The sequence below is a fragment of the Streptomyces sp. SPB074 genome, from assembly GCF_000154905.1.
In the GTDB taxonomy this organism is placed as follows: Bacteria; Actinomycetota; Actinomycetes; order Streptomycetales; family Streptomycetaceae; genus Streptomyces.
Map to the genome: position 1 here is coordinate 363,165 of NZ_GG770539.1, position 23,169 is coordinate 386,333.

Annotated in this window: 18 protein-coding genes; 4 read left to right on the plus strand and 14 right to left on the minus strand. The window is 73.8% G+C overall.

Annotated elements, in window-relative coordinates:
- Nucleotides 1–30 precede the first annotated feature (30 nt).
- From SSBG_RS01510 to SSBG_RS01525, 4 genes are read right to left on the minus strand one after another with little or no spacing between them, the layout of a single operon-like run.
- On the minus strand, nucleotides 31–1,395 hold the full coding sequence (locus SSBG_RS01510; protein WP_008744473.1) for a carboxypeptidase regulatory-like domain-containing protein: 1,365 nt from the start codon (nucleotides 1,393–1,395) through the stop codon (nucleotides 31–33).
- 21 nt (nucleotides 1,396–1,416) lie between these two features.
- Nucleotides 1,417–2,406, minus strand: coding sequence for an ABC transporter substrate-binding protein (locus tag SSBG_RS01515; protein ID WP_008744474.1), 990 nt, complete (start codon nucleotides 2,404–2,406; stop codon nucleotides 1,417–1,419).
- On the minus strand, nucleotides 2,403–3,077 hold the full coding sequence (locus SSBG_RS01520; RefSeq protein WP_008744475.1) for an ABC transporter permease: 675 nt from the start codon (nucleotides 3,075–3,077) through the stop codon (nucleotides 2,403–2,405). The genes SSBG_RS01515 and SSBG_RS01520 overlap by 4 nt, the downstream gene beginning before the upstream one ends.
- A complete protein-coding gene (locus tag SSBG_RS01525) occupies nucleotides 3,074–3,754 on the minus strand; it encodes an ABC transporter permease (RefSeq protein WP_008744476.1) in 681 nt (226 codons plus the stop codon). The genes SSBG_RS01520 and SSBG_RS01525 overlap by 4 nt, the downstream gene beginning before the upstream one ends.
- A gap of 150 nt (nucleotides 3,755–3,904) precedes the next feature.
- Between SSBG_RS01525 and SSBG_RS01530 the strand changes: the two genes are divergently transcribed.
- Entirely contained in the window at nucleotides 3,905–4,870 is a 966-nt protein-coding gene (locus SSBG_RS01530; protein WP_008744477.1) for a pirin family protein, read from the plus strand.
- A 122-nt stretch (nucleotides 4,871–4,992) separates the two neighbouring features.
- On the opposite strand, the gene SSBG_RS01535 is transcribed toward SSBG_RS01530, so the two are convergent.
- A complete protein-coding gene (locus SSBG_RS01535) occupies nucleotides 4,993–6,165 on the minus strand; it encodes a polyprenyl synthetase family protein (RefSeq protein ID WP_008744478.1) in 1,173 nt (390 codons plus the stop codon).
- A 107-nt stretch (nucleotides 6,166–6,272) separates the two neighbouring features.
- Nucleotides 6,273–7,685: a short-chain fatty acyl-CoA regulator family protein gene (locus tag SSBG_RS01540; protein WP_008744479.1), complete on the minus strand. Its 1,413-nt coding sequence runs from the start codon at nucleotides 7,683–7,685 to the stop codon at nucleotides 6,273–6,275.
- Nucleotides 7,686–8,021: 336 nt separating this feature from the next.
- Between SSBG_RS01540 and aceA the strand changes: the two genes are divergently transcribed.
- Together aceA and SSBG_RS01550 are read left to right on the plus strand one after the other, a co-directional pair.
- The gene (aceA, locus tag SSBG_RS01545; RefSeq protein ID WP_037868674.1) at nucleotides 8,022–9,302 is read left to right on the plus strand and encodes an isocitrate lyase; all 1,281 of its coding nucleotides are present in this window, start codon (nucleotides 8,022–8,024) and stop codon (nucleotides 9,300–9,302) included.
- Nucleotides 9,303–9,541: 239 nt separating this feature from the next.
- Nucleotides 9,542–11,089 (plus strand): malate synthase, encoded by a 1,548-nt coding sequence (locus SSBG_RS01550; RefSeq protein WP_008744481.1) that lies wholly within the window; start codon nucleotides 9,542–9,544, stop codon nucleotides 11,087–11,089.
- 81 nt (nucleotides 11,090–11,170) lie between these two features.
- On the opposite strand, the gene SSBG_RS01555 is transcribed toward SSBG_RS01550, so the two are convergent.
- From SSBG_RS01555 to SSBG_RS01590, 8 genes are all read right to left on the minus strand, one after another.
- Nucleotides 11,171–11,947, minus strand: a complete 777-nt coding sequence (locus SSBG_RS01555; protein WP_008744482.1) for an enoyl-CoA hydratase — start codon at nucleotides 11,945–11,947, stop codon at nucleotides 11,171–11,173.
- On the minus strand, nucleotides 11,944–12,861 hold the full coding sequence (mmsB, locus tag SSBG_RS01560; RefSeq protein ID WP_037868675.1) for a 3-hydroxyisobutyrate dehydrogenase: 918 nt from the start codon (nucleotides 12,859–12,861) through the stop codon (nucleotides 11,944–11,946). Before mmsB ends, SSBG_RS01555 begins: the two co-directional genes overlap by 4 nt.
- Nucleotides 12,858–13,943, minus strand: coding sequence for an enoyl-CoA hydratase/isomerase family protein (locus tag SSBG_RS01565; protein ID WP_037868676.1), 1,086 nt, complete (start codon nucleotides 13,941–13,943; stop codon nucleotides 12,858–12,860). The genes mmsB and SSBG_RS01565 overlap by 4 nt, the downstream gene beginning before the upstream one ends.
- Nucleotides 13,940–15,103: an acyl-CoA dehydrogenase family protein gene (locus SSBG_RS01570; RefSeq protein ID WP_008744483.1), complete on the minus strand. Its 1,164-nt coding sequence runs from the start codon at nucleotides 15,101–15,103 to the stop codon at nucleotides 13,940–13,942. The genes SSBG_RS01565 and SSBG_RS01570 overlap by 4 nt, the downstream gene beginning before the upstream one ends.
- Nucleotides 15,104–15,115: 12 nt before the next feature.
- Entirely contained in the window at nucleotides 15,116–16,639 is a 1,524-nt protein-coding gene (locus SSBG_RS01575; protein WP_008744484.1) for a CoA-acylating methylmalonate-semialdehyde dehydrogenase, read from the minus strand.
- A 562-nt stretch (nucleotides 16,640–17,201) separates the two neighbouring features.
- On the minus strand, nucleotides 17,202–18,251 hold the full coding sequence (locus SSBG_RS01580) for a LacI family DNA-binding transcriptional regulator (protein ID WP_008744485.1): 1,050 nt from the start codon (nucleotides 18,249–18,251) through the stop codon (nucleotides 17,202–17,204).
- A 289-nt stretch (nucleotides 18,252–18,540) separates the two neighbouring features.
- Nucleotides 18,541–20,028, minus strand: coding sequence for a glycoside hydrolase family 30 protein (locus tag SSBG_RS01585; protein ID WP_037868677.1), 1,488 nt, complete (start codon nucleotides 20,026–20,028; stop codon nucleotides 18,541–18,543).
- A gap of 30 nt (nucleotides 20,029–20,058) precedes the next feature.
- Nucleotides 20,059–21,486: a glycosyl hydrolase gene (locus SSBG_RS01590; protein WP_008744487.1), complete on the minus strand. Its 1,428-nt coding sequence runs from the start codon at nucleotides 21,484–21,486 to the stop codon at nucleotides 20,059–20,061.
- A gap of 282 nt (nucleotides 21,487–21,768) precedes the next feature.
- On the opposite strand from SSBG_RS01590, the gene SSBG_RS01595 reads away from it, so the two are divergent.
- Complete coding sequence (locus tag SSBG_RS01595) at nucleotides 21,769–23,133, plus strand: ricin-type beta-trefoil lectin domain protein (RefSeq protein ID WP_037868678.1); 1,365 nt, start codon at nucleotides 21,769–21,771, stop codon at nucleotides 23,131–23,133.
- The last annotated feature ends 36 nt before the right edge of the window (nucleotides 23,134–23,169 follow it).

Here is a 23,169-nt window from a genome sequence, read left to right on the forward strand (position 1 = left end):
CGCCCCGCCCGGTGCTCTCCTTGAGGGGGCTCAGGCGCTCGGGACCGCGTGGGCGCTCGGGGCGGCGAGGACGAAGTCCTGGCGGGTCACGTGGCCCTCGCGGGGCAGGACGCGGCTGGCCGCCGGGCGGTGGTCCTTGGCGAGGGCGAGGACGCTGACCCAGTCCTCGGGGAGTCCCGCCGCGCCCCAGCGGCCCTCCTCGTCGGTGACGGTCTTGAGGAGCTGGCGGCCGTCGTGGGCGAGGACGGTGATGAAGACGCCGGGGACGGGGCGGCCGTCGTCGTAGAAGACCTCGCCGCCGAGCACGGCCGTGCGCTCCCCGAAGGGGTCGTGCGCGCCGGGGGTGACGGCGTGCGGCACGGGGGCCTCCAGCGCCGGGTCCTCGACCGGCTCCTCGGCGGCCGCGGCCCCCGCGCGCTCGTGCTCCTTGCGCCGGGCGAGCACGGCGCCGACGGCGACGAGCACGAGGCCGAGGAGGAGCCAGGCGCAGAGCACGAGCGTCGGGCGCAGCGTGCCCTTGCCGTCGAAGTAGAAGATGCCGTGCAGCGCCTCGATGACGTTGCCGAGCGGGAAGACGGGATGCAGGGCGCGGAAGAAGGCGGGGACCATCTGGTAGGGGATGGCGCCGCCGCTGGACGGGATCGAGAGCAGCACGAAGAGCGTGATGGCGACGCCGGGGATGAACTGCTTCACGAAGGGGACGAGCCCGTAGGTGACCCAGGCGACCGCCTGCGAGAGCAGGAACAGGTAGAGGATGCCGAGGGGTTCGCCGGGGACGATCTCCAGGCCGCGCCCGATGAAGTAGGCCACGAGGCTCATGAAGGCCGACAGGCACGCGAGGGTGAGCAGTTTCCCGCGCCGGGTGAGGTGGGCGCGGATGAGCATCATGACGGAGATGTAGGCGGAGATGTTCAGGGACATCGTGAGGTAGAAGAGGCCGGTGCCGCTCGTGTCGCCGGAGGCGGTGGGGACGAGTTCGACCGTGGTGAGCTGTCCGCCCCCGCGTTCGGCGACGGTGCGGAAGGCGGTCGTGACGGCCTGTTCGAGAAGGGCGCCCTCGGCCTTGGCGAGGTAGAGGGTGGGGCGACGCGCGTCGGCGGCGAAGGCTGCCTCGGTGTCGCGGTCGAGCACCTTGCGGCGCGCGTCGGCCGCCGAGCGGGCGGTGACGATGTCGAAGGCGCCGGGCGACGCCTTGCCGAACGCCGCGCGGATCTCGCCCGCCGCCCGGGGACCGGAGACGGCGACGCGGACGTCGTGCGGCGTCGGGTTGTGGAACGGCAGCGCGTAGCAGAGCAGGAAGCCGAAGAAGAACAGCAGCGGGAACCACAGGCCGCCCGCGAGGGTGCGGGCGAGCGCGGCGCCCCGGCCGCGCGGCTCGGGGGTCTCCTCGGTCATCTGGCTGCCTTCCTGACGGGCTCAGAGCAGGTGGTGTCGGTTCAGGTAGTCGCGGGCGACGTCCTCGGGCAGGCGGCGCCAGCTGTCGACGCGGCGGTTGAGCCCCGCGAGGTCGGCGGTGGTGAGGACCTTGTTGAGGCGGCCGAGCGCGGTGGCGACGCGGCGCGAACCGGCCCGGGAGCGGTTGACGACGGGGACGAGGTAGTCGGCGTTCTGGAGCTTCTTGTCGTCGCGGAGCAGGACGAGCCCGAACTCGTCCAGCGTCGCGTCGGTCGTGGTCGTGGCCACGAGCTGGTCGCGGCCGTCCTGCACGGCCTTCTTCGCCTGCGTCGTGCCGAGGCCCTTGGGGTCGATCGTGGTGAGGTCGATGCCGTACGTCTTCCTGAGGCCCGGGGCGCAGTACGGGCGGGTCGCGCACTCGTCGCCCGCCGCGATGCGGACGCGGAGCTTCGCGCGGCCGAGGTCCGAGAGGGTGCGCAGCCCGTGCTCGCGCGCGTAGGCGCGGGTGACGGCGTACGCGTTCTGGTCCACCGCCCTGCCCGGGTCGAGGACGTCGAGGCCGCGCGCGGCGGCGAGGGCGCGCAGGCGGGGCATGGTGCGGGCGAGGTCGGGCGAGCCGACCGGCTTCGCGTCGGCGCCGTTCTTCTTGGCGTTGAGCCAGTCCGCGAACGTGGCCGCGTACTCGGGGACGACGTCGATCTGCCCGGATTCCAGCGCGGGCTCGTACAGCTCGCGGTTGGAGACGGTGAGGAGCCGGGTGTAATAGCCGGCCTTGTCGAGGAGCAGCTTGTACATGTGGGCGAGCAGGTCGCTCTCGGTGAAGCCGGCCGAGCCGATGGTGAGGCTCTTGCTGTCGCCCGGGGGCGCGGTGACCTCGTTCCGGTTCTCCAGGGACGGGCCCGTGGAGCAGGCGGTGAGGAGGAGGGCCGCGACGAGCGGCACGGCGGCGCGGCGGATACGGGGCGCGCGGGGGACGCGGCGTGGGCGGCGGGCGCGGGGGGCGCGGTTCACGAGGCGGTCCCCTCCTCGCGTACCGGCAGCCACCGCTCCCCCAGCGCGAAGGCGCCTTCGACCAGGAGCGCGAAGACGGCGACGAGCACCGCGCCCGCGACGACCTGCGGCGTGGAGGCGAGGTTGAACCCGGCGGTGATGATGCGGCCGAGCCCGCCGCCGCCCGCGAGCGCGGCGATCGTCGCCGTCGCGACGAGCTGGACGGCGGCGATGCGGACGCCGGTGAGGACGAGGGGTGCGGCGAGCGGCAGTTCGACGCGCCACAGGAGCTGCCGGCCGGTCATGCCCATGCCGCGCGCGGCACGGACCACCTCGCGGTCCACGCCGCGCATCCCGACGTAGGCGTTGGTCAGCAGGGGCGGCACCGCGAAGAGGACGAGCGCGATGACGGTGGGGCCCTCGCTGAGCCTGCCGACCGGGGTGAGCAGGAGGAGGACGAGGACGGCGAAGGTGGGGACGGCGCGGCCGACGTTCGCGAGGTTCACGGCGAGGGCCCCACCGCGCCCGATGTGGCCGAGGACGAGGGCGACGGGGAGCGCGACGAGGCAGCTGATCAGCAGACAGACGAGGGTCAGCAGGACGTGTTCGAGCAGGCGGTGCGCGATGCCGTTCTCGCCCGACCAGTGCGCGGGGTCGCTGAGCCAGTCCCAGGTGTCGCCGAGTACGTTCACGCGCGCGTCCACGGGGTGAGGAGACGGCCGATCAGGAGCAGGAGGAGGTCGGCGGCGACGGCGAGGAGGACGCACAGCACCGAGGCGGTGAGCACCTGTGCCTTGAAGTAGGTGTTCATGCCCTGGTAGATGAGGTTGCCGAGGCCGCCGAAGCCGACGATGGCGCCCACGGTGACGAGCGAGACGGCCGAGACCATCGCGATGCGCAGCCCGGCGAAGGCGGCGGGCAGCGCGAGGGGCAGTTCGACCGCGAGGAGCAGCCGCAGCGGCCCGTACCCCATGCCGCGCGCCGCCTGCCGGGTCTCCTCCGGCACGGCGCGCAGCCCGGCGAGGAGGTTGCGGACGAGGAGCGTGAGCGAGTAGAGGACGAGCCCGGCGACGACGAGGGTCGCCGAGAGCCCGTACACCGGCAGCAGCAGCGAGAACATCGCGAGCGAGGGGATCGTGTAGAGCACCGTCGTGAGCGCGAGCACCGGCCCGGACGCCCAGCGCAGGCGGCGCGCGAGGACGGCGAGCGGGACGGCGATGACGAGGGCGATGCCGACGGCGGCCGCGGTCAGCTCGATGTGCTGCGCGACGGCGTCGAGCAGCACATGCCGCCGGGTGGTCAGGTAGGTGCCGCAGATCCACTCGTTGCGCGCGAGGCAGTCGTCGGGGGTCGCCGGGGTGCCGCTCATCCGCCCATTCCAGCGGGGACCCGGGAGGCGGGCACGTCCGGGCGGACCGTCCGGGTGGCGGGCGGGGGCGGAGCGCCCGGCCGGAGGACCGTCCGCGCGGGGGCCGGGCCGTCCGGGTGGCGCCCGGTCGCGGGCGTTAGGTTGAGCGGCATGAGCAACCTGGACACCCACCCCGTGCCGAAGCCGTGCGGTGGCCGCGAGGACGTCCTCGCGGCACCCGTGCGCGAGCTGCTGAGCCCGCGGCGGATGCCGCTCGGGGAGTCGACGGAGGTGCGGCGGCTGCTGCCGAACCTCGGCCGCCGCATGATCGGCGCCTGGGCCTTCGTGGACCACTACGGGCCCGACGACATCGCGGACGAGCCCGGGATGCAGGTCCCTCCGCACCCGCACATGGGCCTCCAGACGGTGAGCTGGCTGCACGAGGGCGAGGTGCTGCACCGCGACTCGCTCGGCTCGCTCCGGACGATCCGGCCGCGCGAGCTGGGCCTCATGACCTCGGGCCACGCGATCTCGCACTCCGAGGAGAGCCCGCGCCCGCACGCCCATTACCTGCACGGCGCGCAGCTGTGGGTGGCGCTGCCCGACGAGGCGCGGCACACCGCCGCGCACTTCGAGCACCACGCGGAGCTTCCGCACGTCACGGCGCCCGGCCTCGACGCGACCGTGGTCCTCGGCACGCTCGACACCGCGACCTCGCCGGGGACGACGTACTCGCCGCTCGTCGGCGCGGATCTCGCGCTGCGCGCGGGCGCCGAGGCGAGCCTGCCGCTGGACCCGGACTTCGAGTACGGGGTCCTCGCGATGTCGGGTGAGCTGTCCGTGGACGGGGTGCCCCTCGTGCCCGGGTCGATGCTCTACCTCGGCTGCGGGCGCGCGAGCCTGCCGCTGCGGGCCCTCTCGGACGCGGGCGCGATGCTCCTGGGCGGCGAGCCCTTCGCGGAGAAGCTGCTGATGTGGTGGAACTTCGTGGGACGTACGCAGGAGGAGATCGAGCGGGCCCGCGAGGACTGGTCGGCGGGCTCGCGCTTCGGCGAGGTCCGCGGCTACGACGGGGCGCGCCTCCCGGCCCCCGCGCTCCCGCCCGTCCCGCTCAAGCCGCGCGGGCGGGAACGCTGAGGGGGACGCCCGGGCGCTGAGGGGCGCGGGCTCGCGGGCGGGCCCCGCGCCGGGCCCTCCTCCGTCCGCGCCCCGCGCCCTCGCGCGTCCGCTCTCGCCTCGCGAGGGTCCGCGTCCCCGCCTCACGCCCCCGAACGCCCGAGGACGGTGTGCCACGCCAGGTCGCGCAGCACGCGGGTGCGGGGCGAGTCGGGGAGGACGGGGGCAAGGGCGTCCCAGGCCGCGGAAAGCAGTTCCCCGGCCTCGCGGACGCAGCGCTCGGCCGCGCCGCACTCCAGCAGCGTCGCCCGTACCTCCGCGCGCTCGCGCTCCCCCGCCTCCGGCGCGCACAGCGTGTCCCACAGGGCGCGCATCCGCGGCCCGGGGAGCAGGGCGACGGCGTGGGCCAGCGGCAGGGTGACCTTGTTGTCGCGGGTGTCCTCGCCCTCCTGTTTCGTCGCGCCGTCCTCGTGGCGGACGCCGCGCGGGTCGGCGACGTCGTCGGTGAACTGGTACGCGGTGCCGAGCGCCTCGCCGAAGGCGGCCAGGGCCCGGCGGCGGGGGCCGTCGGCGGCGGTGACGAGGGCGGCGGTCTCGCAGCCGAGGGCGGCCATCGCCCCGGTCTTGAGCCGGTGCGTGAGGCGGACGAGAGCGAGCACGTGCCGGGCGTCGCCCGTCGCGACCGCCTCCGCCATCTCGGCGCGGTGCCCCGTGATGTCGAGGCCCTGTCCGGCGTGCGCGGAGCGGAGCGCGGCCAGGAAGACGTCCCGCAGGCGCCCGGCGAGGGCCGGGTCGTGGGCCGCGGTGAGCCGGACGGCGCGGTCGAAGGCGAAGTAGGCGTGGGTGCCCGCGTTGAGCGCGGTGGCGGTGCCGAAGACGAGGTGCGCGGCGGGGGAACCGCGCCGCAGCGGCGAGCCGTCCTGCACGTCGTCCACCATGAGGGAGCCGGTGTGGGCGAGTTCGATCGCCGCGCACAGCGGCCCGTAGTGCTCGCTGTCGCCGCCGAGCAGGTCGATCGCCGCGGCGACGAGGCCGGGCCGCCAGCGCCTGCGGCCCGCGTCGACCAGGTGGCGCACGGGGACAGCGAGCGCCGCGTGCAGGCGCGGGGCGAGGCGCGCCCGGGTGGCGGGGTCGAGGGCGGCGGCCCGTGCCGGAATCCAGGTGTCCGCGGGGCCGGGGGCGGGCGGGCACAGCCGCGCGAGGTGCGCTTCGGCGCGCCGGGCCGCGCCGCGGAGGTGGTGGGCGGGTTCCGTCGCGGCGGGGCCTGGGTCCTCGCCGGCCGGGGCCTCGGGGTCGAGGGATTCGGCCTTGTTCACGCGTCCTTAACGACGGCTCGGGTCGCGGGACGAGCGGACGCGGGCGGGCGGCGCGCCTCGGGCTCCAGCGGTGCGGTGCCCGGGGCGGGCCCGTCCGCGTGGCCCCCTCACTCCGGGGCGTGCTCGGCGCGCACCGGGTAGGGCACGAAGGTGCTGCTGTGCTGGTCGATGGTGAGCGTGTGGCCGACGGGCGGAGTCGCGCGCTGCGGGCAGTCGAGGTGTTCGCAGACGCGGCAGCCCATGCCGATGGGCGTGTCGGAGGCCGGGTTGTCGAGGTCGAGCCCCTCGGAGTAGACGAGGCGGCCCGCGTGGCGGACCTCGCAGCCGAGGCCGATCGCGTACGTGCTGCCGCGCTCGCCCCAGGCGCCGCCGCGCCGGGTGACGGTCCGGGCGGTCCACAGGTGGCGGCTGCCGTCGGGCATCCGGGTGAGCTGGACGTGCACGCGGCCCGGGGCGGTGAACGCCTCGTAGATGTTCCACAGGGGGCAGGTGCCGCCCGAGCGCGAGAAGGGGAAGCCGGTCGCGGACTGGCGCTTGGACATGTTCCCCGCGCGGTCGACGCGGACGAGCGAGAAGGGGACGCCGCTCAGGCGCGGGCGTTGCAGGGTGCTGAGGCGGTGGCACATGGTCTCGTAGCCGAGTCCGTAGTGGTCGCCGAGGCGTTCGATGTCGTAGTGGTACTCCTCGGCGCGCGCGTGGAAATCGCGGTACGGAAGGACGAGGGCGCCCGCGAAGTAGTGCGCGAGGCCGATGCGGGTGAGCGCGTGGGCGGGTGACTGGCGGGGGAAGTTCTCGGCCGCGAGGGAGTCGAGCGCGAAGCCGTACTCCAGGAGCGCGAGTTGCGCGGCCATGCGGAAGGTCTGCTGGCCCGGGCGCAGGCGCGGCGAGAGGTGCAGGGTGCGGGTCGCGGTCTCGTAGCGGTGCAGGTGGGGGCCGGGGGTGGTGGCGACCCGGACGCCGTGCTGGGCCTCCAGGTGCTCGGCGAGGGTCTGGCCGGCCGTGCCGGGGCGGATGCGGAGTTCGGCCGCGAGGTCCTCGGCGGCGAGGTCGAGGGAGTGGAAGTAGTTGCGGCGTTCGTAGAAGAAGTCGCGCACCTCCTCGTGGGGCGAGCCCGGGGACTCCTGGTGCTCCCCGGGCTCGTCGCGGGCCCCGGAGAGCTGTTCGGCCAGGCGCCGGGAGCGGCTCTGGAGGTCGAGGAGGAGCCGGGCGGCGCCCGGGGCGCGGGTGGCGATCTCCTCCAGTTCGCCGGGCAGGACCGTGCCCTCGTCGAGCGGCGCGGCGAGGGCTTCGCGCAGGTCGGCGAGGAGGCGGGTCGCGTCGCGGGCGGAGAAGAAGGACGCGTCGATGCCGAAGGTCTCGCCGATCTTGAGCAGGACGGGCACCGTGAGCGGGCGCGAGTCGTGCTCCATCTGGTTCAGGTAGCTCGGCGATATGCCGAGCGTGCGGGCGAGTTCGGCCTGGCTGAGGCGGCGTTCCTCACGCAGCCGGCGCAGCCGCGCGCCCGCATAGGTCCTGGCCATGGCAGGCCCCCTCCGTCCCCGTTTCCGTCACTCCATGTCACTCCCGGCGAGAGTGGGAGCCACCTTAGCGGGCGCGCGAGGCTTGGCAAGCTTCGCAAAGCCGACCGGGCAAGATTCGCAGACTTCACAGATTTCCCCCCTTGATGGCACTCAGTGCCAGTGCCACAGTCGAGTCATCGCCCCGACCTCGCAAGGGAAACAGGGGTATCCGAGCAGGGCGGAATGCCTTGACGGACTTAGTGCGACACTGCGTGCCGCACAGGGCTGAGTCCGTCCCCCTGCTTCACAACCTTGACACCTCACCACCGCGACACCTCAAGGGAGACGGTGACCCTCATGGGCAAGACGACCGACCGCGCAGCCGAACTGACCCGTCACTGGGCCGAGGACCCCCGCTGGAAGGGCATCGAGCGCACCTACTCCGCCGAGGACGTCGTGCGTCTCGCCGGCAGCGTCCGCGAGGAGCACACGCTCGCCCGGCGCGGCGCCGAGCGCCTGTGGCGCCAGCTCCACGAGCGCGACTACGTCCACGCGCTCGGCGCCCTCACCGGCGGCCAGGCCGTCCAGCAGGTCAAGGCCGGTCTCCAGGCCATCTACCTCTCGGGCTGGCAGGTCGCGGCGGACGCGAACCTGGCCGGGCAGACCTACCCGGACCAGAGCCTCTACCCGGCCAACTCCGTCCCGCAGGTCGTGCGCCGCATCAACAACGCCCTGCTGCGCGCCGACCAGATCGCGACCGCCGAGGACGACGGCGACACCACGGACTGGCTCGCGCCCATCGTCGCCGACGCGGAGGCCGGTTTCGGTGGCCCGCTCAACGCCTTCGAGCTGACGAAGGCGATGATCGCCGCCGGTGCCGCCGGCATCCACTACGAGGACCAGCTCGCGTCCGAGAAGAAGTGCGGCCACCTCGGCGGCAAGGTCCTCGTGCCGACCTCCCAGCACATCCGCACCCTCAACGCGGCCCGGCTCGCCGCCGACATCGCCGGCACGCCGACCCTCGTCATCGCCCGGACCGACGCCCTCGCGGCGACGCTGCTCACGAGCGACGTGGACGAGCGCGACGCGCCGTTCGTCACCGGCGAGCGCACCTCCGAGGGCTTCTACCACGTGCGCAACGGCATGGCGCCCGTCATCGCCCGCGGCCTCGCCTACGCCCCGTACGCGGACCTCATCTGGGTCGAGACCGGCACCCCCGACCTCGCGCAGGCCAGGGAGTTCGCCGAGGCGATCCACGCCGAGCACCCGGACCAGATGCTCGCCTACAACTGCTCGCCGTCCTTCAACTGGCGCGCCGCGCTGGACGACGACCAGATCGCCAAGTTCCAGCGCGAGCTGGGCGCGATGGGCTACCGCTTCCAGTTCATCACCCTCGCCGGGTTCCACTCCCTCAACCACGGCATGTTCGACCTCGCGCGCGGCTACGCCGAGCAGGGCATGACCGCGTACGTCGACCTCCAGGAGCGCGAGTTCGCCGCGCAGGCCCAGGGCTTCACCGCCGTGCGCCACCAGCGCGAGGTCGGCACCGGCTACTTCGACCTCGTCTCCACGGCCGTCAACCCGGCCTCCTCCACCACCGCGCTCGCCGGCTCCACCGAGGCCGAGCAGTTCCACTGAGCGGACCGGGACGGGGCGGGCCCACTCCTCGCCCGCCCCGTCCGCTCCCCCGGGACGCGCTCCGGCGCCTCCCGCACCCGGGGGCGCGCGCCTTCGCGTCGGCGCGCGTCCCCGTACCCCCGAGGCGAACGGGGGCCGGGCACCCGTCTCCGTCCGGCCCCCGTTCCTCGCACCCCACCCGGCCCGGCCGGGGCCGCGCCTCGCGCCGTCCGCCCCGGGCCCGCTCCAGGAGGTCCCCGATGCCCACTCTCGCCCCGCCCCGCACCGTCCGCGTCGTCGCCGCCCCCGGCGCGCGCCACGAGGAGATCCTGACGCCCGCCGCGCTCGGCTTCCTCGGCGCCCTGGTGGCCGCCTTCGGCGAGCGCCGCCAGTGGCTGCTGCGCGAGCGGCGCCGCCAGGCGCACCGCCTGGCGGCCGGAATCCGCCTCGACTTCCCGCTCGTCACGACGCCTCTGCGCACCGACCCGGCCTGGCGCGTCGCGCCCCCCGCTCCCGGGCTCACCGAACGGCACGTGGAACTCGTGGGGCCGCCCACGCCGGAGGCAGCGGCGGCCGCGTACGGCTCTGGCGCCTCGACCTGGACCGCCGACTTCGAGGACGCCACCTCGCCCGCCTGGCACACGGTCCTCGACGGGCACCTCCTGCTCAAGGACCTCGCGCGCACCCCGCGCGCGGGCTCCCGTCCCACCCTCGTCGTCCGGCCGCGCGGCTGGCACCTCGACGAGGCGCACCTGGAGTACGAGGGGAAGCCCGTGCCCGCCGCCCTCGCGGACTTCGGGCTCTTCTTCTTCCACAACGCCCACGCGCTCCTCGCGGCGGGCCACGGCCCGTACTTCTGCCTGCCGAAGCTGGAGAACCGGTACGAGGCACGGCTGTGGAACGACGTCTTCCTCCTCGCCCAGGACCTCACCGGCCTCCCGGCGGGCACCGTGCGGGCCTCGGCGCTCATCGAGACGATCACCGCGGCGATGGAGATGGAGGAGATCCTGCACGAGCTGCGCGCGCACAGCTCGGGGCTGATCGCCGGGCGCTGGGACTACCTGTTCAGTCTCATCAAGACCTTCGGCCACCGCACCGACTTCCTCCTGCCCGACCGCGCCCGGCTGCCGATGACGGCCCCGTTCCTGCGCGCGTACACCGAACTCCTGGTGCGCACGTGCCACCGGCGCGGCGCCCACGCGATCGGCGGCATGGCCGCGCAGGCGCCCGAGGGTGAACCGGAGGCGATCGAGGCGGCCTTCGCCGAGGTGCGGCGCGACAAGGAACGGGAGGCCGAGGACGGTTTCGACGGCTCGTGGGTCGCGCACCCGGGGCTCGTGCCGGTCGGGTGGGAGATCTTCCGGGGCGTGCTCGGCGAGCGGCCCCACCAGCTCGACCGCCGGCGCGACGACGTCGAGGTCCGGGCCGCCGACCTCCTCGCCGTGCCGCGCCTGACGGGGGCGCCCGGTCCCGAGGGCGTGCGTGGCAGCGTGGCCCTCGCGGTCCGCTATTTCGACCGCTGGCTCGGCGGAATTGGACTGCTCGACCAGGGCGGGCTCATCGCCGACGCGGCCACGGCCGAGATCGCCCGTACCCAGATCTGGCAGTGGCTGCGGCACGGGGCCGTGCGCCGCGAGACGGTCGAGCGGCACCTCGCCGAGGAGCTGTCCGCCCTCGCCGCGGAGGGCGCCCGCAGCGACCCCGCGCGGGTCCGCGACCTCTTCGCCGCGACGGCGCTCGGCCCCGGGCTCCCGCCGTTCTTCACGCGGTACGGGTACGACACCTACCTGGCGCCCCGCGCCTCCTGACCCCACGGCGGGCGGGACCTGCCCCCCGCCCGCCGCGGCCCGGCACCGGGCCGTACGAGACCCGCGCCCCGTGGTCCCCGCCTACTCGTTCCGGAACTCCGGCTTCCGTTTCCCGACGAACGCCGCCATCCCCTCCTTCTGGTCCGCGAAGGCGAACACCGAGTGGAACAGGCGCCGTTCGAAGTGCACGCCCTCCGCGAGGGTCGTCTCGAAAGCCGTGTTGACCGCTTCCTTCGCCATCATCACCGCGGGTGCCGAGAGGTTCGCGATCGTGTCGGCCGCCGCGAGCGCCTCCGTGAGGAGGTCGGCCGCCGGGACGATCCGCGAGACGAGGCCCGCGCGTTCGGCCTCGGTCGCGTCCATCGTGCGCCCGGTCAGGCACAGGTCCATCGCCTTCGCCTTGCCGACCGCGCGGGTCAGCCGCTGGGAGCCGCCGATGCCCGGGATGACCCCGAGCTTCACTTCCGGCTGCCCGAAGCGCGCCGTGTCGGCGGCGATCAGCAGATCGCACAGCATGGCGAGTTCGCAGCCCCCGCCGAGCGCGTGCCCCGCGACGGCGGCGAGCGTGGGCGTACGCACCCTGCCGAGCCGGTCCCAGGCCGAGAACCAGTCGTGCAGGTACATCTCGACCGAGGTGCGCGGCGCCATCTCGGTGATGTCCGCACCGGCCGCGAAAGCCCGCTCGGAGCCGGTGATCACGAGACAGCCGACGTCCGGGTCCCGGTCCAGCTCCTCGGCCGCGCCGACGAGTTCCGCCATGAGCCGCGCGTTGAGCGCGTTGAGCGCCTTGGGGCGGTTGAGGGTGAGGAGGGCCACGCGGCCGCTGCGCTCGACCAGGATCGTCTCGTACACGCTCATTCCCCCGCCTTGCCCGAGTTCTCCCGCAGGACCCGTACGATGCCCGAGAAGTCCTCGTCCGCACCCCGCCCTTCGGCGTACGCGGCGTACATCTCAGCCGCCCGGAGCCCGAGTTCGGCGTTCACGCCGCCCGCGCGGACCGCGTTGGCCGCGAGGCCGAGGTCCTTCGCCATGAGCGGGGCGCCGAAGCCGGGCCGGTAGTCCCGGTTGGCCGGGGACGCCGAAACGGGGCCCGGGACCGGGCAGTTGACGCTGAGCGCCCAGCACTGGCCGGAGGCGGTGGAGGCCACGTCGTAGAGGGCCTGGTGCGAGAGGCCCAGGCTCTCGGCGAGGACGAACGCCTCGCTCACGGCGATCATCGAGACGCCGAGGATCATGTTGTTGCAGATCTTCGCGGCCTGCCCCGCCCCGGCCGCTCCGCAGTGCACGGCCTTCTTGCCCATGACGTCGAGCAGCGGCAGCGCCTCGGCGAACTCCGCCTCTCCCCCGCCCACCATGAACGTGAGCGTCCCGGCCTCGGCGCCCACGACGCCGCCCGAGACGGGCGCGTCGAGACAGCGCATCCCGCGCCCCTCGGCGAGCGCGTGCACGGCGCGGGCGTCGGCGACGTCGATCGTGGAGCAGTCCACGAAGAGGGTGCCGGGGCGCGCGGCGCCGAGGACGTCCTCGTAGAGGCCGAGGACGTGGCGCCCGGCGGGGAGCATGGAGATCACGAGGTCCGCGCCCGCCACGGCGTCCGCGGCGCTCGCGGCGGCCTCGGCCCCGGCCGCGACGCCGGCTTCGAGGGCGGCGGGCACGAGGTCGAAGGCGCGCACGGTGTACTCCGCGCCGACGAGGTTGGCGGCCATGGGCGCGCCCATGTGCCCGAGTCCGATGAACGCGACGGTGCCAATCTTCTTGCCGGGACTGCTCACGGTGTCACCTCCGGTGTCGGGGCGAGGCCGAGTTCCCGCTCGCCCAGGGGTTGGAAGAAGCGCGCGACGTCCTCGGCGCCGACCCCGGCGAGGCTCGCCGGGCTCCAGTGCGGGTCGCGGTCCTTGTCGATGACCTGCGCGCGGATGCCCTCCACGAGGTCGGGTGTGGCGAGGCAGGCGAGCGAGACGCGGAATTCCTGGTCGAGCGCCTCCTCCAGGGTGTTGAACGCGCGTGCGCGGCGGAGCGCTTCGAGCGTCACCTTGAGGCTGGAGGGGGAGCGGCCTTCGAGGGTCGCCGCATCGGCGTGCGCGGCCTCCTCGGGGCGGGACCGCAGCCGCTCGACGATCTCCTCGACGGTGCCGGCCGCGTAGCAGGCGTCGATCCAGGCGCGGTCGGCGTCGAGCGCGGCGGGCGGCGCCTCGGCCGCGTACCGGGTGACGGCCTCCTTGGCGGGCGAGGCGCCGAGCGCTTCGAGGAGGGCGGGCAGCGCGTCGGAGGGCACGTAGTGGTCGGCGAGGCCGAGGCGCAGCGCGTCCCCGGGCCCGGCGACGGTGCCGGTGAGGGCCTGGCGGGTGCCGAGGTGCCCGGGGGCGCGCGAGAGGAGCCACGTACCGCCGACGTCGGGCACGAAGCCGATGCCGGTCTCGGGCATCGCCGCCCTGGTGCGTTCGGTGACGACGCGGACGGAGCCGTGCGCGGAGACGCCGATGCCGCCGCCCATGACGATGCCGTCCATGACGGCGACGTAGGGCTTGGGGTAGTGCGGGATGCGGGCGTTGAGCCGGTACTCGTCGCGCCAGAAGTCCGCGGCCTCCCGCCCGTCGCCGCCGCGCGCCGCCTCGAAGATGGCGCGGATGTCACCGCCCGCGCACAGGCCGCGCTCCCCCGCCCCGGTGAGGACGACGGTGTCGATCGCGTCGTCGTCCTCCCAGGCGGTGAGCGCGGTGTCGATGAGGCCGACCATCGGGTGCGTGAGGGCGTTGAGGGCGCGGGGCCGGTTGAGGACGAGACGGGCGGCGCGACCGGTGACCGAGGTGAGGACGGGGCTCTCGTCCGCGCTGTTCTGCCCGGTGCCGCTCATCGGGCGGCTCCCGTCAGGCCCCGGGCCACGATGACGCGCATGATCTCGTTGCTCCCCTCCAGGATCTGGTGCACCCGCAGGTCGCGGACGATCTTCTCGATCCCGTACTCGTGCAGATAGCCGTAGCCGCCGTGGAGCTGGAGCGCGCGGTCGGCGATCCGGAAACCGGTGTCGGTGGCGAAGCGCTTCGCCATGGCGATGAGCTGGGGGGCCTGCGCGTCCTTGCGGTCGAGGGCGTCGGCGGCCTGGTGGAGGAGGGCGCGCGCGGCGGCGAGTTCGGTGGCCATGTCGGCGAGGCGGAAGCGCAGGGCCTCGGACTCGATGAGCGGGTGCCCGAACGCCTCCCGTTCGGCGAGGTGCTGGAGCGAGCGGTCGAGCGCGGAGCGGGCGCCGCCGAGCGAGCAGGCCGCGATGCCGAGGCGGCCGCCGTTGAGGCCGTTCATGGCGATGCGGAAGCCCTGTCCCTCCGCGCCGAGCATCCGGTCGGCGGGCACGCGCACGCCGTCGAGGATGACCTGCCGGGTGGGCTGCGCGTTCCAGCCCATCTTGTGCTCGTTGGGCCCGAAGCCGAGCCCGGGGTCGTCCTTGTCGACGAGGAAGGCGGTGATGCCGTCGGGTCCGGCGCCGCCCGTGCGGGCCATGACGAGGTAGAGGCGTGCCGCGCCCGCGCCGGAGATGAACTGCTTGACGCCGGTGAGGACCCAGTCGTCGCCGTCGCGCACGGCGCGGGTGGAGAGGGCGGCGGCGTCCGAGCCCGCGCCCGGCTCGGTGAGGCAGTAGCTCGCGAGGTCGTCCATCGAGCAGAGCCCCGGGAGATGGCGGGCGCGCTGGGCCTCGTCGCCGTAGGTGTCGATCATCCAGCCGACCATGTTGTGGATCGACAGGTAGGCGGCGACGCAGGGGCAGCCGGTGGCGAGCGCCTCGAAGACGAGGATGCCGTCGGTGCGCGTGAGCCCGGAACCACCGGACTCCTCGCGCACGTAGACGCCGCCGAGGCCGAGGCCCGCGGCCTTGCGCAGGACGTCGACGGGGAAGTGCTTCTCGCGGTCCCACTCCAGGGCGTACGGGGCGAGGTGGTCCCCGGCGAAGTCGAGGGTGGTCTCGACCAGGGCGCGCTGGTCCTCGCTGAGGAGGGTGTCGTGCGTGGTGGTGGCGTTCATGGTCGTGTGCCCTCAGCCCATCGTCGGGATGGTGAAGCTCGCCCCTTCGCGCAGCCCCTTGGGCCAGCGCGAGGTGACGGTCTTGGTGCGGGTGTAGAAACGGATCGCGTCGGGCCCGTGCTGGTTGAGGTCGCCGAAGCCGGACGCCTTCCAGCCGCCGAAGGTGTGGTAGGCGACGGGGACCGGGATCGGCACGTTGACGCCGACCATGCCGACGTTGACGCGGCGGGTGAAGTCGCGTGCGGTGTCGCCGTCGCGCGTGAAGATCGCGACGCCGTTGCCGAAGGCGTGCTCGCTCGGCAGGCGCAGGGCCTCCTCGTAGTCGGCGGCGCGCACGACGCTGAGGACGGGCCCGAAGATCTCCTCCTGGTAGATGCGCATGTCGGGGGTGACGCGGTCGAAGAGCGAGGGTCCGGCGAAGAAGCCCTTCTCGTGCCCGGCGAGGGTGAAGTCCCGGCCGTCCACGACGAGTTCGGCTCCCTCTTCGACGCCGAGAGCGACGTAGGAGCGGACCCGGGCGAGGGCGTCGGGGCCGACGAGGGGCCCGAAGTCGGCCTCGGGGTCGTCGCTCGTGCCGATGCGCAGCCCGGCGATGCGCTCCTTGAGGCGGGCCACGAGCGCGTCGGCCGTCTCCTCGCCGACGGGCACGGCGACGGAGATCGCCATGCAGCGCTCGCCGGCCGAGCCGTAGCCGGCGCCGACGAGGGCGTCCACGGCCTGGTCGAGGTCGGCGTCGGGCATGACGATCATGTGGTTCTTGGCGCCGCCGAAGCACTGGGCGCGCTTGCCCTGGGCGGCGGCGTTGGCGTAGATGTGCGCGGCGATGGGCGTGGAGCCGACGAAGCCGAGCGCCTGGACGCGGGGGTCCTCGATGAGGGTGTCCACGGCGGTGCGGTCGCCGTTGACGACGTTGAGCACCCCGGCGGGCAGCCCGGCTTCGAGGAAGAGTTCGGCGAGGCGCAGCGGGACGGAGGGGTCGCGCTCGGAGGGCTTGAGGATGAAGGCGTTGCCGCAGGCGAGGGCGGGGGCCGCCTTCCAGAGCGGGATCATCGCGGGGAAGTTGAACGGGGTGATGCCCGCGACGACGCCGAGCGGGGAGCGCAGCGAGTGCACGTCGATGCCGGTCCCGGCGTTGTCGCTGAACTCGCCCTTCATCAGGTGCGGGATACCGGCGGCGAACTCCACGACTTCGAGGCCGCGCTGGAGGTCGCCGTGCGCGTCCGCCACCGTCTTGCCGTGCTCGCTCGACAGGAGGCGGGCGATCTCGTCCTTCTCCTGGTCGACGAGCTGGAGGAAGCGGAGCAGCACGCGTGCCCGGCGCTGCGGGTTCCACTCGCCCCACTCCCGCTGCGCGCGGCTCGCGTCGGCGATGGCGGCCTCGGTCTCGGCGCGGCTCGCGAGCGGTACGCGGGCCTGGACCTCGCCGGTGTTGGGGTCGTAGACGTCGGCGAAGTCCCCGGAGGTGCCGGGGGTGTGCTTGCCGCCGATGAAGTGGGTGAGTTCGCGGACGGGGGCGCGGTCGGGCGCACTGGCCATGGGAAGCCTGCTCTCGTCGGGGGGATGCGGGACGGCACGTCGCTCGCCGGTCGTGGGGGCGGACGACGGGGCGGCGGGGGCGTGGGGATCGTGTGGCGGGGCGCGGGGCGCGGCTCGACGGGGCCGGGGCGCCGGTCTCGTGGGCCGGGGCTCGCGGGGTGCCGCGCGGCGCTCAGGCCCGGGCTCGGTGGCGGCACGGCCGGAGGGTGGGCGGACCGCAGGATCGGTGGGCGCGCACGAGTGCCATACGTGTCAGCTCCATCCCTCGTGGACATCATGAGCAACGCGGACAAGACGGACAACGCGGATCGTCCCACGACCGGTCACCGATCCCGGATCACCGCGCCCCGTGAGCCCGCCGGCGTTCCTGTTCGCCGACGCGTGACGCGCGGATCTCGCGCGGGGGCGCTCACCGGCACCGGAGGCGGGCCGCGCCGGAGCCGCCCGGCGCCCCCGCGCCGCGGGCCTGCCCGGACTATATAGTTGGACGTCCTAGTAAATCCAGCCTCCGCGCTAGAGAGCCGATGAACCCGCAGCTCGGAGGGGGTGCGCTGACAGGAGGTCAGCCCAGGGGGCGGGGCGGCGGGGCCGTGGAGCCGCGCGGGACGAGGCTCGGGACCTGCGCGGCGTGCGAGACGGCGTCGCGCCGGAGGATGACGTCGAAGAGGGTCTCGGTGACGTCGGCGCCGAAGGAGAAGACGTCGTGCCGCATCGCCGAGAGCATGGGCCTGGTGAGCTGGCAGAGCTGGGAGTCGTCCCAGGCGAGCAGCGAGAGGTCGTGCGGGACGGAGAGCCCGAACTCGGCGGCGACCCCGAGCGCGGTGACGGCCATGAGGTCGTTGTCGAAGATGATCGCGGTGGGCCGCTCGGCGGCCAGCAGCAGCGTGCGGCAGGCGCGGCTGCCCTGGTCGGCGGAGAAGTCCGCGACGACGGTGCGCGCGGTCAGGCCCAGTTCCTCGGTGGTGCGGGTGAAGGTCTCCGTGCGGATGGCGCTGTGGCCGAGTTCGGCGGGACCGCTCACGCGGGCGATGTGCCGGTGCCCGAGCGCGGCCAGGTACCGCACCGCCTCCTCGGTCGCCACCGCGTCGTCGGTCCACACGGCGGGGAAGGGACCGGCCAGCGAGGGGTGGCCGACCACGACGGCGGGCAGGCCGATGGCGGAGAGGGCGGGGACACGGGGATCGTCCACGCGCAGGTCGACGAGGATGCCGCCGCTGACGCGGTTGCCCTGCCACCACTCGCGGTGCACCTCGATCTCCTCCTCGGGTTCGGCGAGGCGCAGCAGGAGCGAGCAGGAGTGGCGGGTGAGGACGCTCTCTATGCCGGAGATGAACTCCATGTAGAACGGTTCCAGGCCGAGCATCCGGGCGGGCCTGGCGATGACGAGGCCGACGGTGTGCGGCGCCTGGCCCGAGAGGGACTGCGCGGCCTGGTTCGGGCTCCAGCCGAGGTCGCGGGCGGCCTGGAGGATGCGTTCCCGCGTCTTCGCCGAGACGCCCGGCTTGTCGTGCACCGCGAGGGTCACGGCGGAGGGTGAGACTCCGGCGAGCCGGGCGACGTCCTTGATCGTGACCTTGTGCCCGCCGCGCGGTGCGCCTGCCGTCCGAACCACCTGTGCGTCCGCCTTCGTCTCGTGGTGCCGCGCTCCCGCGCCGCGTGTCCTCGTACCGCGCCCGTCGTACCGGCCCCCGGACCGCGCCCCGCCGTCCCCGTCGCGTTGGTGCTTCGTCGCGATGGGGACGGCGGTGGGCTGGAGCGCGCGAGTTCCGGGCGGTTCGGCGCGAGCCCCGGGCGGGGCAAGCACGATGACGGGTCGGTTCATCGTAGACGATGCGCCCTTCACGCATCGGTTGCTGGAACGATCTACCGCCCCGTGCTGGACGGTGCCCGGTGGAGGCGGATCACCATGTGTAGGTGACGGTGGCGCCGGGCGCGACGGTCGTGGTCCGGCGGACTCCGGGCGCGGTGAGCGTGGCGGTGCGCGGGTTCTTGGGGTCGGGGTTGAGGACGACGAGGGCGGTGCTGCCGTCCGGGTTGCGGAAGGCCGTCGCCTGGAGGGGGCTGGTGTCGCCCTCGGCCGGCAGGACGCTCGCGGCGATCCGGGTGGCGCCGGGGCGGGTGAAGCGGGAGAAGTGGGCGAGCGTGTAGTAGTGCGTGGTGCGGGTGACGGCGGCGGTCGTGGAGTCGATGGTGACGGCGCCGTCGCAGCCGGTGCAGCCTCCGGTGTGCGGGCCGTGCTTCTCGTCGAGCGCGAGGTTCCAGAAGACCATGCTGCGCGCCCAGTTGTTCATGGCGCCGATGGTGCGGCTCGCTCCGCCACCGCTGCACTCGGTCTCGAAGACGTCCTTGTCGGGGAAGGACGCCTTGAGCGCGGACTGGGCGCGGGGGTCGCCGTAGTAGCAGTGGTAGGCGGTGCCCGCGATCCACCGGGCGGCGCGGGTGCTGAGGAGGTCGTAGGGGTAGTCGGGCTCGGGGTCCTCGCCGATGCCGGTGTGGGCCTTGGCGTCGAAGGGGTGCTCGGCCCAGTTGTGGTCGAAGCCGAGGATCTTGGTGCGCAGCCCGGCGGCGCGCAGCGCGGGGCCGAGCCGTTCGATGACCTGGGCCTCCTGGGCGACCGGCAGGTCCGTGCCGGGGTAGTCGGCGCGAAGGAGGGCCTGGGGCTCGTTCTGGACGGTGAGGTAGTCGACGGGGACGCCGGCCTTCTCGTACCCCTGGACGAACTTGACGAGGTAGCGGGCGTAGGCGTCGTAGACGGCGGGTTTGTCGATGAGCTTGCCGTCGATCATCGAGCCCTCCGTCTTCATCCAGGACGGCGGGCTCCAGGGGCTCGCGATGACGGTGAGGCGGGGGTTGAGCGCCTTGGCCTCGCGGAGCAGCGGCAGGATCTGGTGGGTGTCGTGGTCGAGCGAGAAGTGCCGCAGGCCGTAGTCCGTCCGCCCGGCGGGGACCTCGTCGAAGCTGTATCCCTTGGTCGCGAAGTCGGACGCGCCGATGGGCTGGCGCAGGGTGCTGAGGCCGATGCCCTCGGTGGGGCTGAACAACTGCCGCATGAGCGCGGAGCGTTCGCTCTTCTTCATGCGGTACAGGACGGAGGCGGAGGAGTCGGTGAGGGAGGCGCCGAAACCGGTGAGCTTCTGGAAGCGCAGACCCGGGTTCACCCTCACGGTGGTGTCCGCCGGGCCGGTGGCGGTGGTCAGGGGCACGGGGGCTTCGAGACGTGCGCCGGTGGTGGTGGCGTCGGTGGCCCACTGCCGTACGGAGGGCCGGTGTGGTCCGGCGGGCTCGGCGACGGCGCCGTGCGTGGTCGTGAGGACGGCGAGCAGGGCGCCGCCCGCGGCGAGTGCGGTGAGTGCCCGGCGGCGGCGCCGGGAAGGGGTCGGTGCGGTCATCGTGGCTCCGGTGGGGTGGCGGGGCGGGGGTCAGGCCGGGAGGTGCCAGGTCTGCCAGGGGTTGGTGTTGCGGTCCCAGATCTGGAGGCGCGTCCCGTCCACCGTGCTGCCGCCGGGCGCGTCCAGGTACCGGCCCGACTGCGGGTTCCTCAGGTGTCCGTCGGATTCAGCGACCCACCGCTGGGCACCGGAGCCGTTGCACTCCCACAGCTGGAGCTTCGTCCCGTTCGCCGTGCCCTGGCCGGTCACGTCCAGGCACTTCCCCAGCGCGCGCAGACTCCCGTCCGCAGCCACGGTCCACTTCTGCGCGCCGCTCCCGTTGCACCCGTGGAGCTGCACCGCCGTCCCGTTCGCCGTACCCGAACCGGCCACGTCCACGCACTTCCCGCCCACCCCGGTGAGCGGCCCGGAGGGGGTCGCGGGCGGGTTCGTACCGCCCGGGGGGAGCGTGAACTGGCCCTGGCTCAGGACGCGGGAGTTGTTGAAGGTGGACTGGAGGCCGGAGGCGGAGTTCGCGGTCGTGAGGTACTCCGACCAGATCATGAACCAGGCCCACCGGGGCTGCGCGGCGAGCTGCGCGGGGGTCGGGACGGTGCCGACCTCGGCGAGGGCGACGGGCTTGCCGTGCGCGGTGTTCAGCATCGCCTGGTACCAGTCGCCGGTGGGGTAGCCCTTGACCCACGGGTCGAGGCTCGCGACGTCCACGGCGTCGTCCCCGGGGTAGAAGTTCCCCACTCCCCCCGAGCCGCCGTTCGCGGCGGTGTCCTTGACGTTCCACACCCACAGGAGGTTGTCGAGGCCCTTCGACTCCAGGTAGTCGTGCGTGATCCGGAAGAGCCGCGCGCTCCCGTTCGCGCCGGGACGGCCGCCCCACCAGGCCCAGCCCTCGTTCATCTCGTGGAGCGGCCGGAAGAGGACGGGGACGCCCGCGTCCCTGAGCTGGGTGAGGTAGGGGACGGCGGTGTCGAGCTTCGCCTTGAACGCCTTGTTGAGCGCGCTGTTGTCGGTGGTGAGCTGCTGCCACTCGGAGTCGGAGAGGCGGCTGCCGTTGATGCCCCCCTCGAACTCGCACGTGACGACGTCGGGACGGCACATGTGCCAGGTCAGGCTGACGAGGGAGCCGTTGGCCCACTCGGTCCTCGCCTGGTTCACGAGTGCCTGGCGCTGAGCGACGTCGTCGGCGCGGAAGCCGAGTTCGCCGCCCCACAGCCCGGGCCACTTCCCGGTGAGGTCGTGGGCCTGGGCGGTGTAGCGGGAGGGGTCGGCGAGCGGTTCCTTGTTGTGGACGCCGCTCACGACGTGGGAGCCGCTGATCTCCTGGAGGTAGGAGAGCACGGCGTCCGGGGTCGAGGGGCCGGTCGCCGCCGCCGGTGACGGGGACAGGCCCAGCCAGGCGACGGCGGCCAGCGGGACGGTGAGGAGCGCGGCGAGGCGACTGCCGCGGGTGCGGGATCTCATGGGTGTGTCCTCTCGGGACGCGTGGGGGTGAGGAGACGCGCCGGGACCGGCGAGAACGGTCCGCGGGTGAGTCGCGTCCCCGGCCGGGGGCCGGGCGGGGGCCGACGCGTCGCCAGGAAGCTAGGACGCCGCCTGAGGGGGTGTCAATGGATCGGACGCAGAATAAATAAAACGTGCGAGTGACGGTTTCCAGGGCTTTGCAGCGCACCGTTTGAATGCTTCTCTCGAACGGTACATGCACGGCTGCACCTCCCTCTGCCCCTGATCCGAAAGGACTTCCCCATGCGCCGCATACGGTTCCTCGCGACGGCCTGCACGGCCTTCGCCCTGCTCACGGCGGGACTCGCCACCGCCGCCCCCGCCTCCGCCTCCGGGTCCCTCACGGGGGCCGGCGGGAAGTGCGTGGACGTGGCGGGCTCGGGTACGGCGAACGGGACGGCGGTGCAGCTCTACGGCTGCAACGGCACCGCCGCGCAGAAGTGGACGACGAACGAGGACGGCACCTTGCGCGCGCTGGGGAAGTGCCTGGACGTGACCGGCCAGGGCACGGCGAACGGGACGAAGCTCCAGCTGTGGGAGTGCAACGGCTCCGGTGCCCAGCGGTGGGTCGCTGAATCCGACGGACACCTGAGGAACCCGCAGTCGGGCCGGTACCTGGACGCGCCCGGCGGCAGCACGGTGGACGGGACGCGCCTCCAGATCTGGGACCGCAACACCAACCCCTGGCAGACCTGGAAACTTCCCAGCGACGGCACCACTCCCCCACCCGGCGCCTGCACCCCCGCGCTCGCCCCCGGGCAGTACAACACCCCGGTGAGCTACGGCGGCACGACGTACCAGGTGCTCGTCCACATCCCGGCGCGGAGCGCGGGCACCCGGCTCCCGCTCGTCCTCGACCTGCACGGCAGCCAGTCCACCGGGGCGGGCCAGCTCGCCTACAGCGACCTGGCGCCCACCGCCGACGCGAAGGGCTTCGCCGTCGCCGCGCCCACCGGCGCCGTACCGAGCGGCAGCGGTTACATCTGGAACGTGCCCGGGGTCACCCCCTCCGGCACCCGCGACGACGTGGGCTTCCTGCGGCAGGTCATCGACACGCTCACCGAGCGGGCCTGCCTCGACCCGGGGCGCGTCTACGCGACGGGGTACTCCGGCGGGGGCCGGATGACGTCCGCGCTCGGCTGCGCGCTCGCCGACCGGATCGCCGCCATCGCGCCGGTCGCCGGGCTCCGCGCCGGCCGGCCCGACCCGGCGGACCGCGGCCGTCCGCTCCCCTCCTCCTGCGCGCCCTCGCGCCCGGTCCCCGTGATCGCCTTCCACGGCGAGCAGGACGCGACCAACCCGTACCGGGGCGGTGGTGACAGCGGCGCCTGGGCCTATTCCGTGCCGGTCGCCCGCGCACGGTGGGCGGAGCTGAACGGCTGCGGGAACGCCCCGGCGGAGACGCAGGTCAGCACCCACGTCCGGCGTACCGCGCAGGGCGGCTGCGCGGGCGGCGCCGACGTCGTGCTCTACACCGTCTCCGACGGCGGGCACACCTGGCCCGGCTCCCCCGTGGACAACGGCAACGGCAAGGTCACGCACGAGATCAGCGCCAACGACCTCATGTGGGAGTTCTTCCGCGGCCACCCGCTCCCCGGCGCCTCCTGAACAAGCTCGCCACTCAAACGAACAGTACCGGTAACT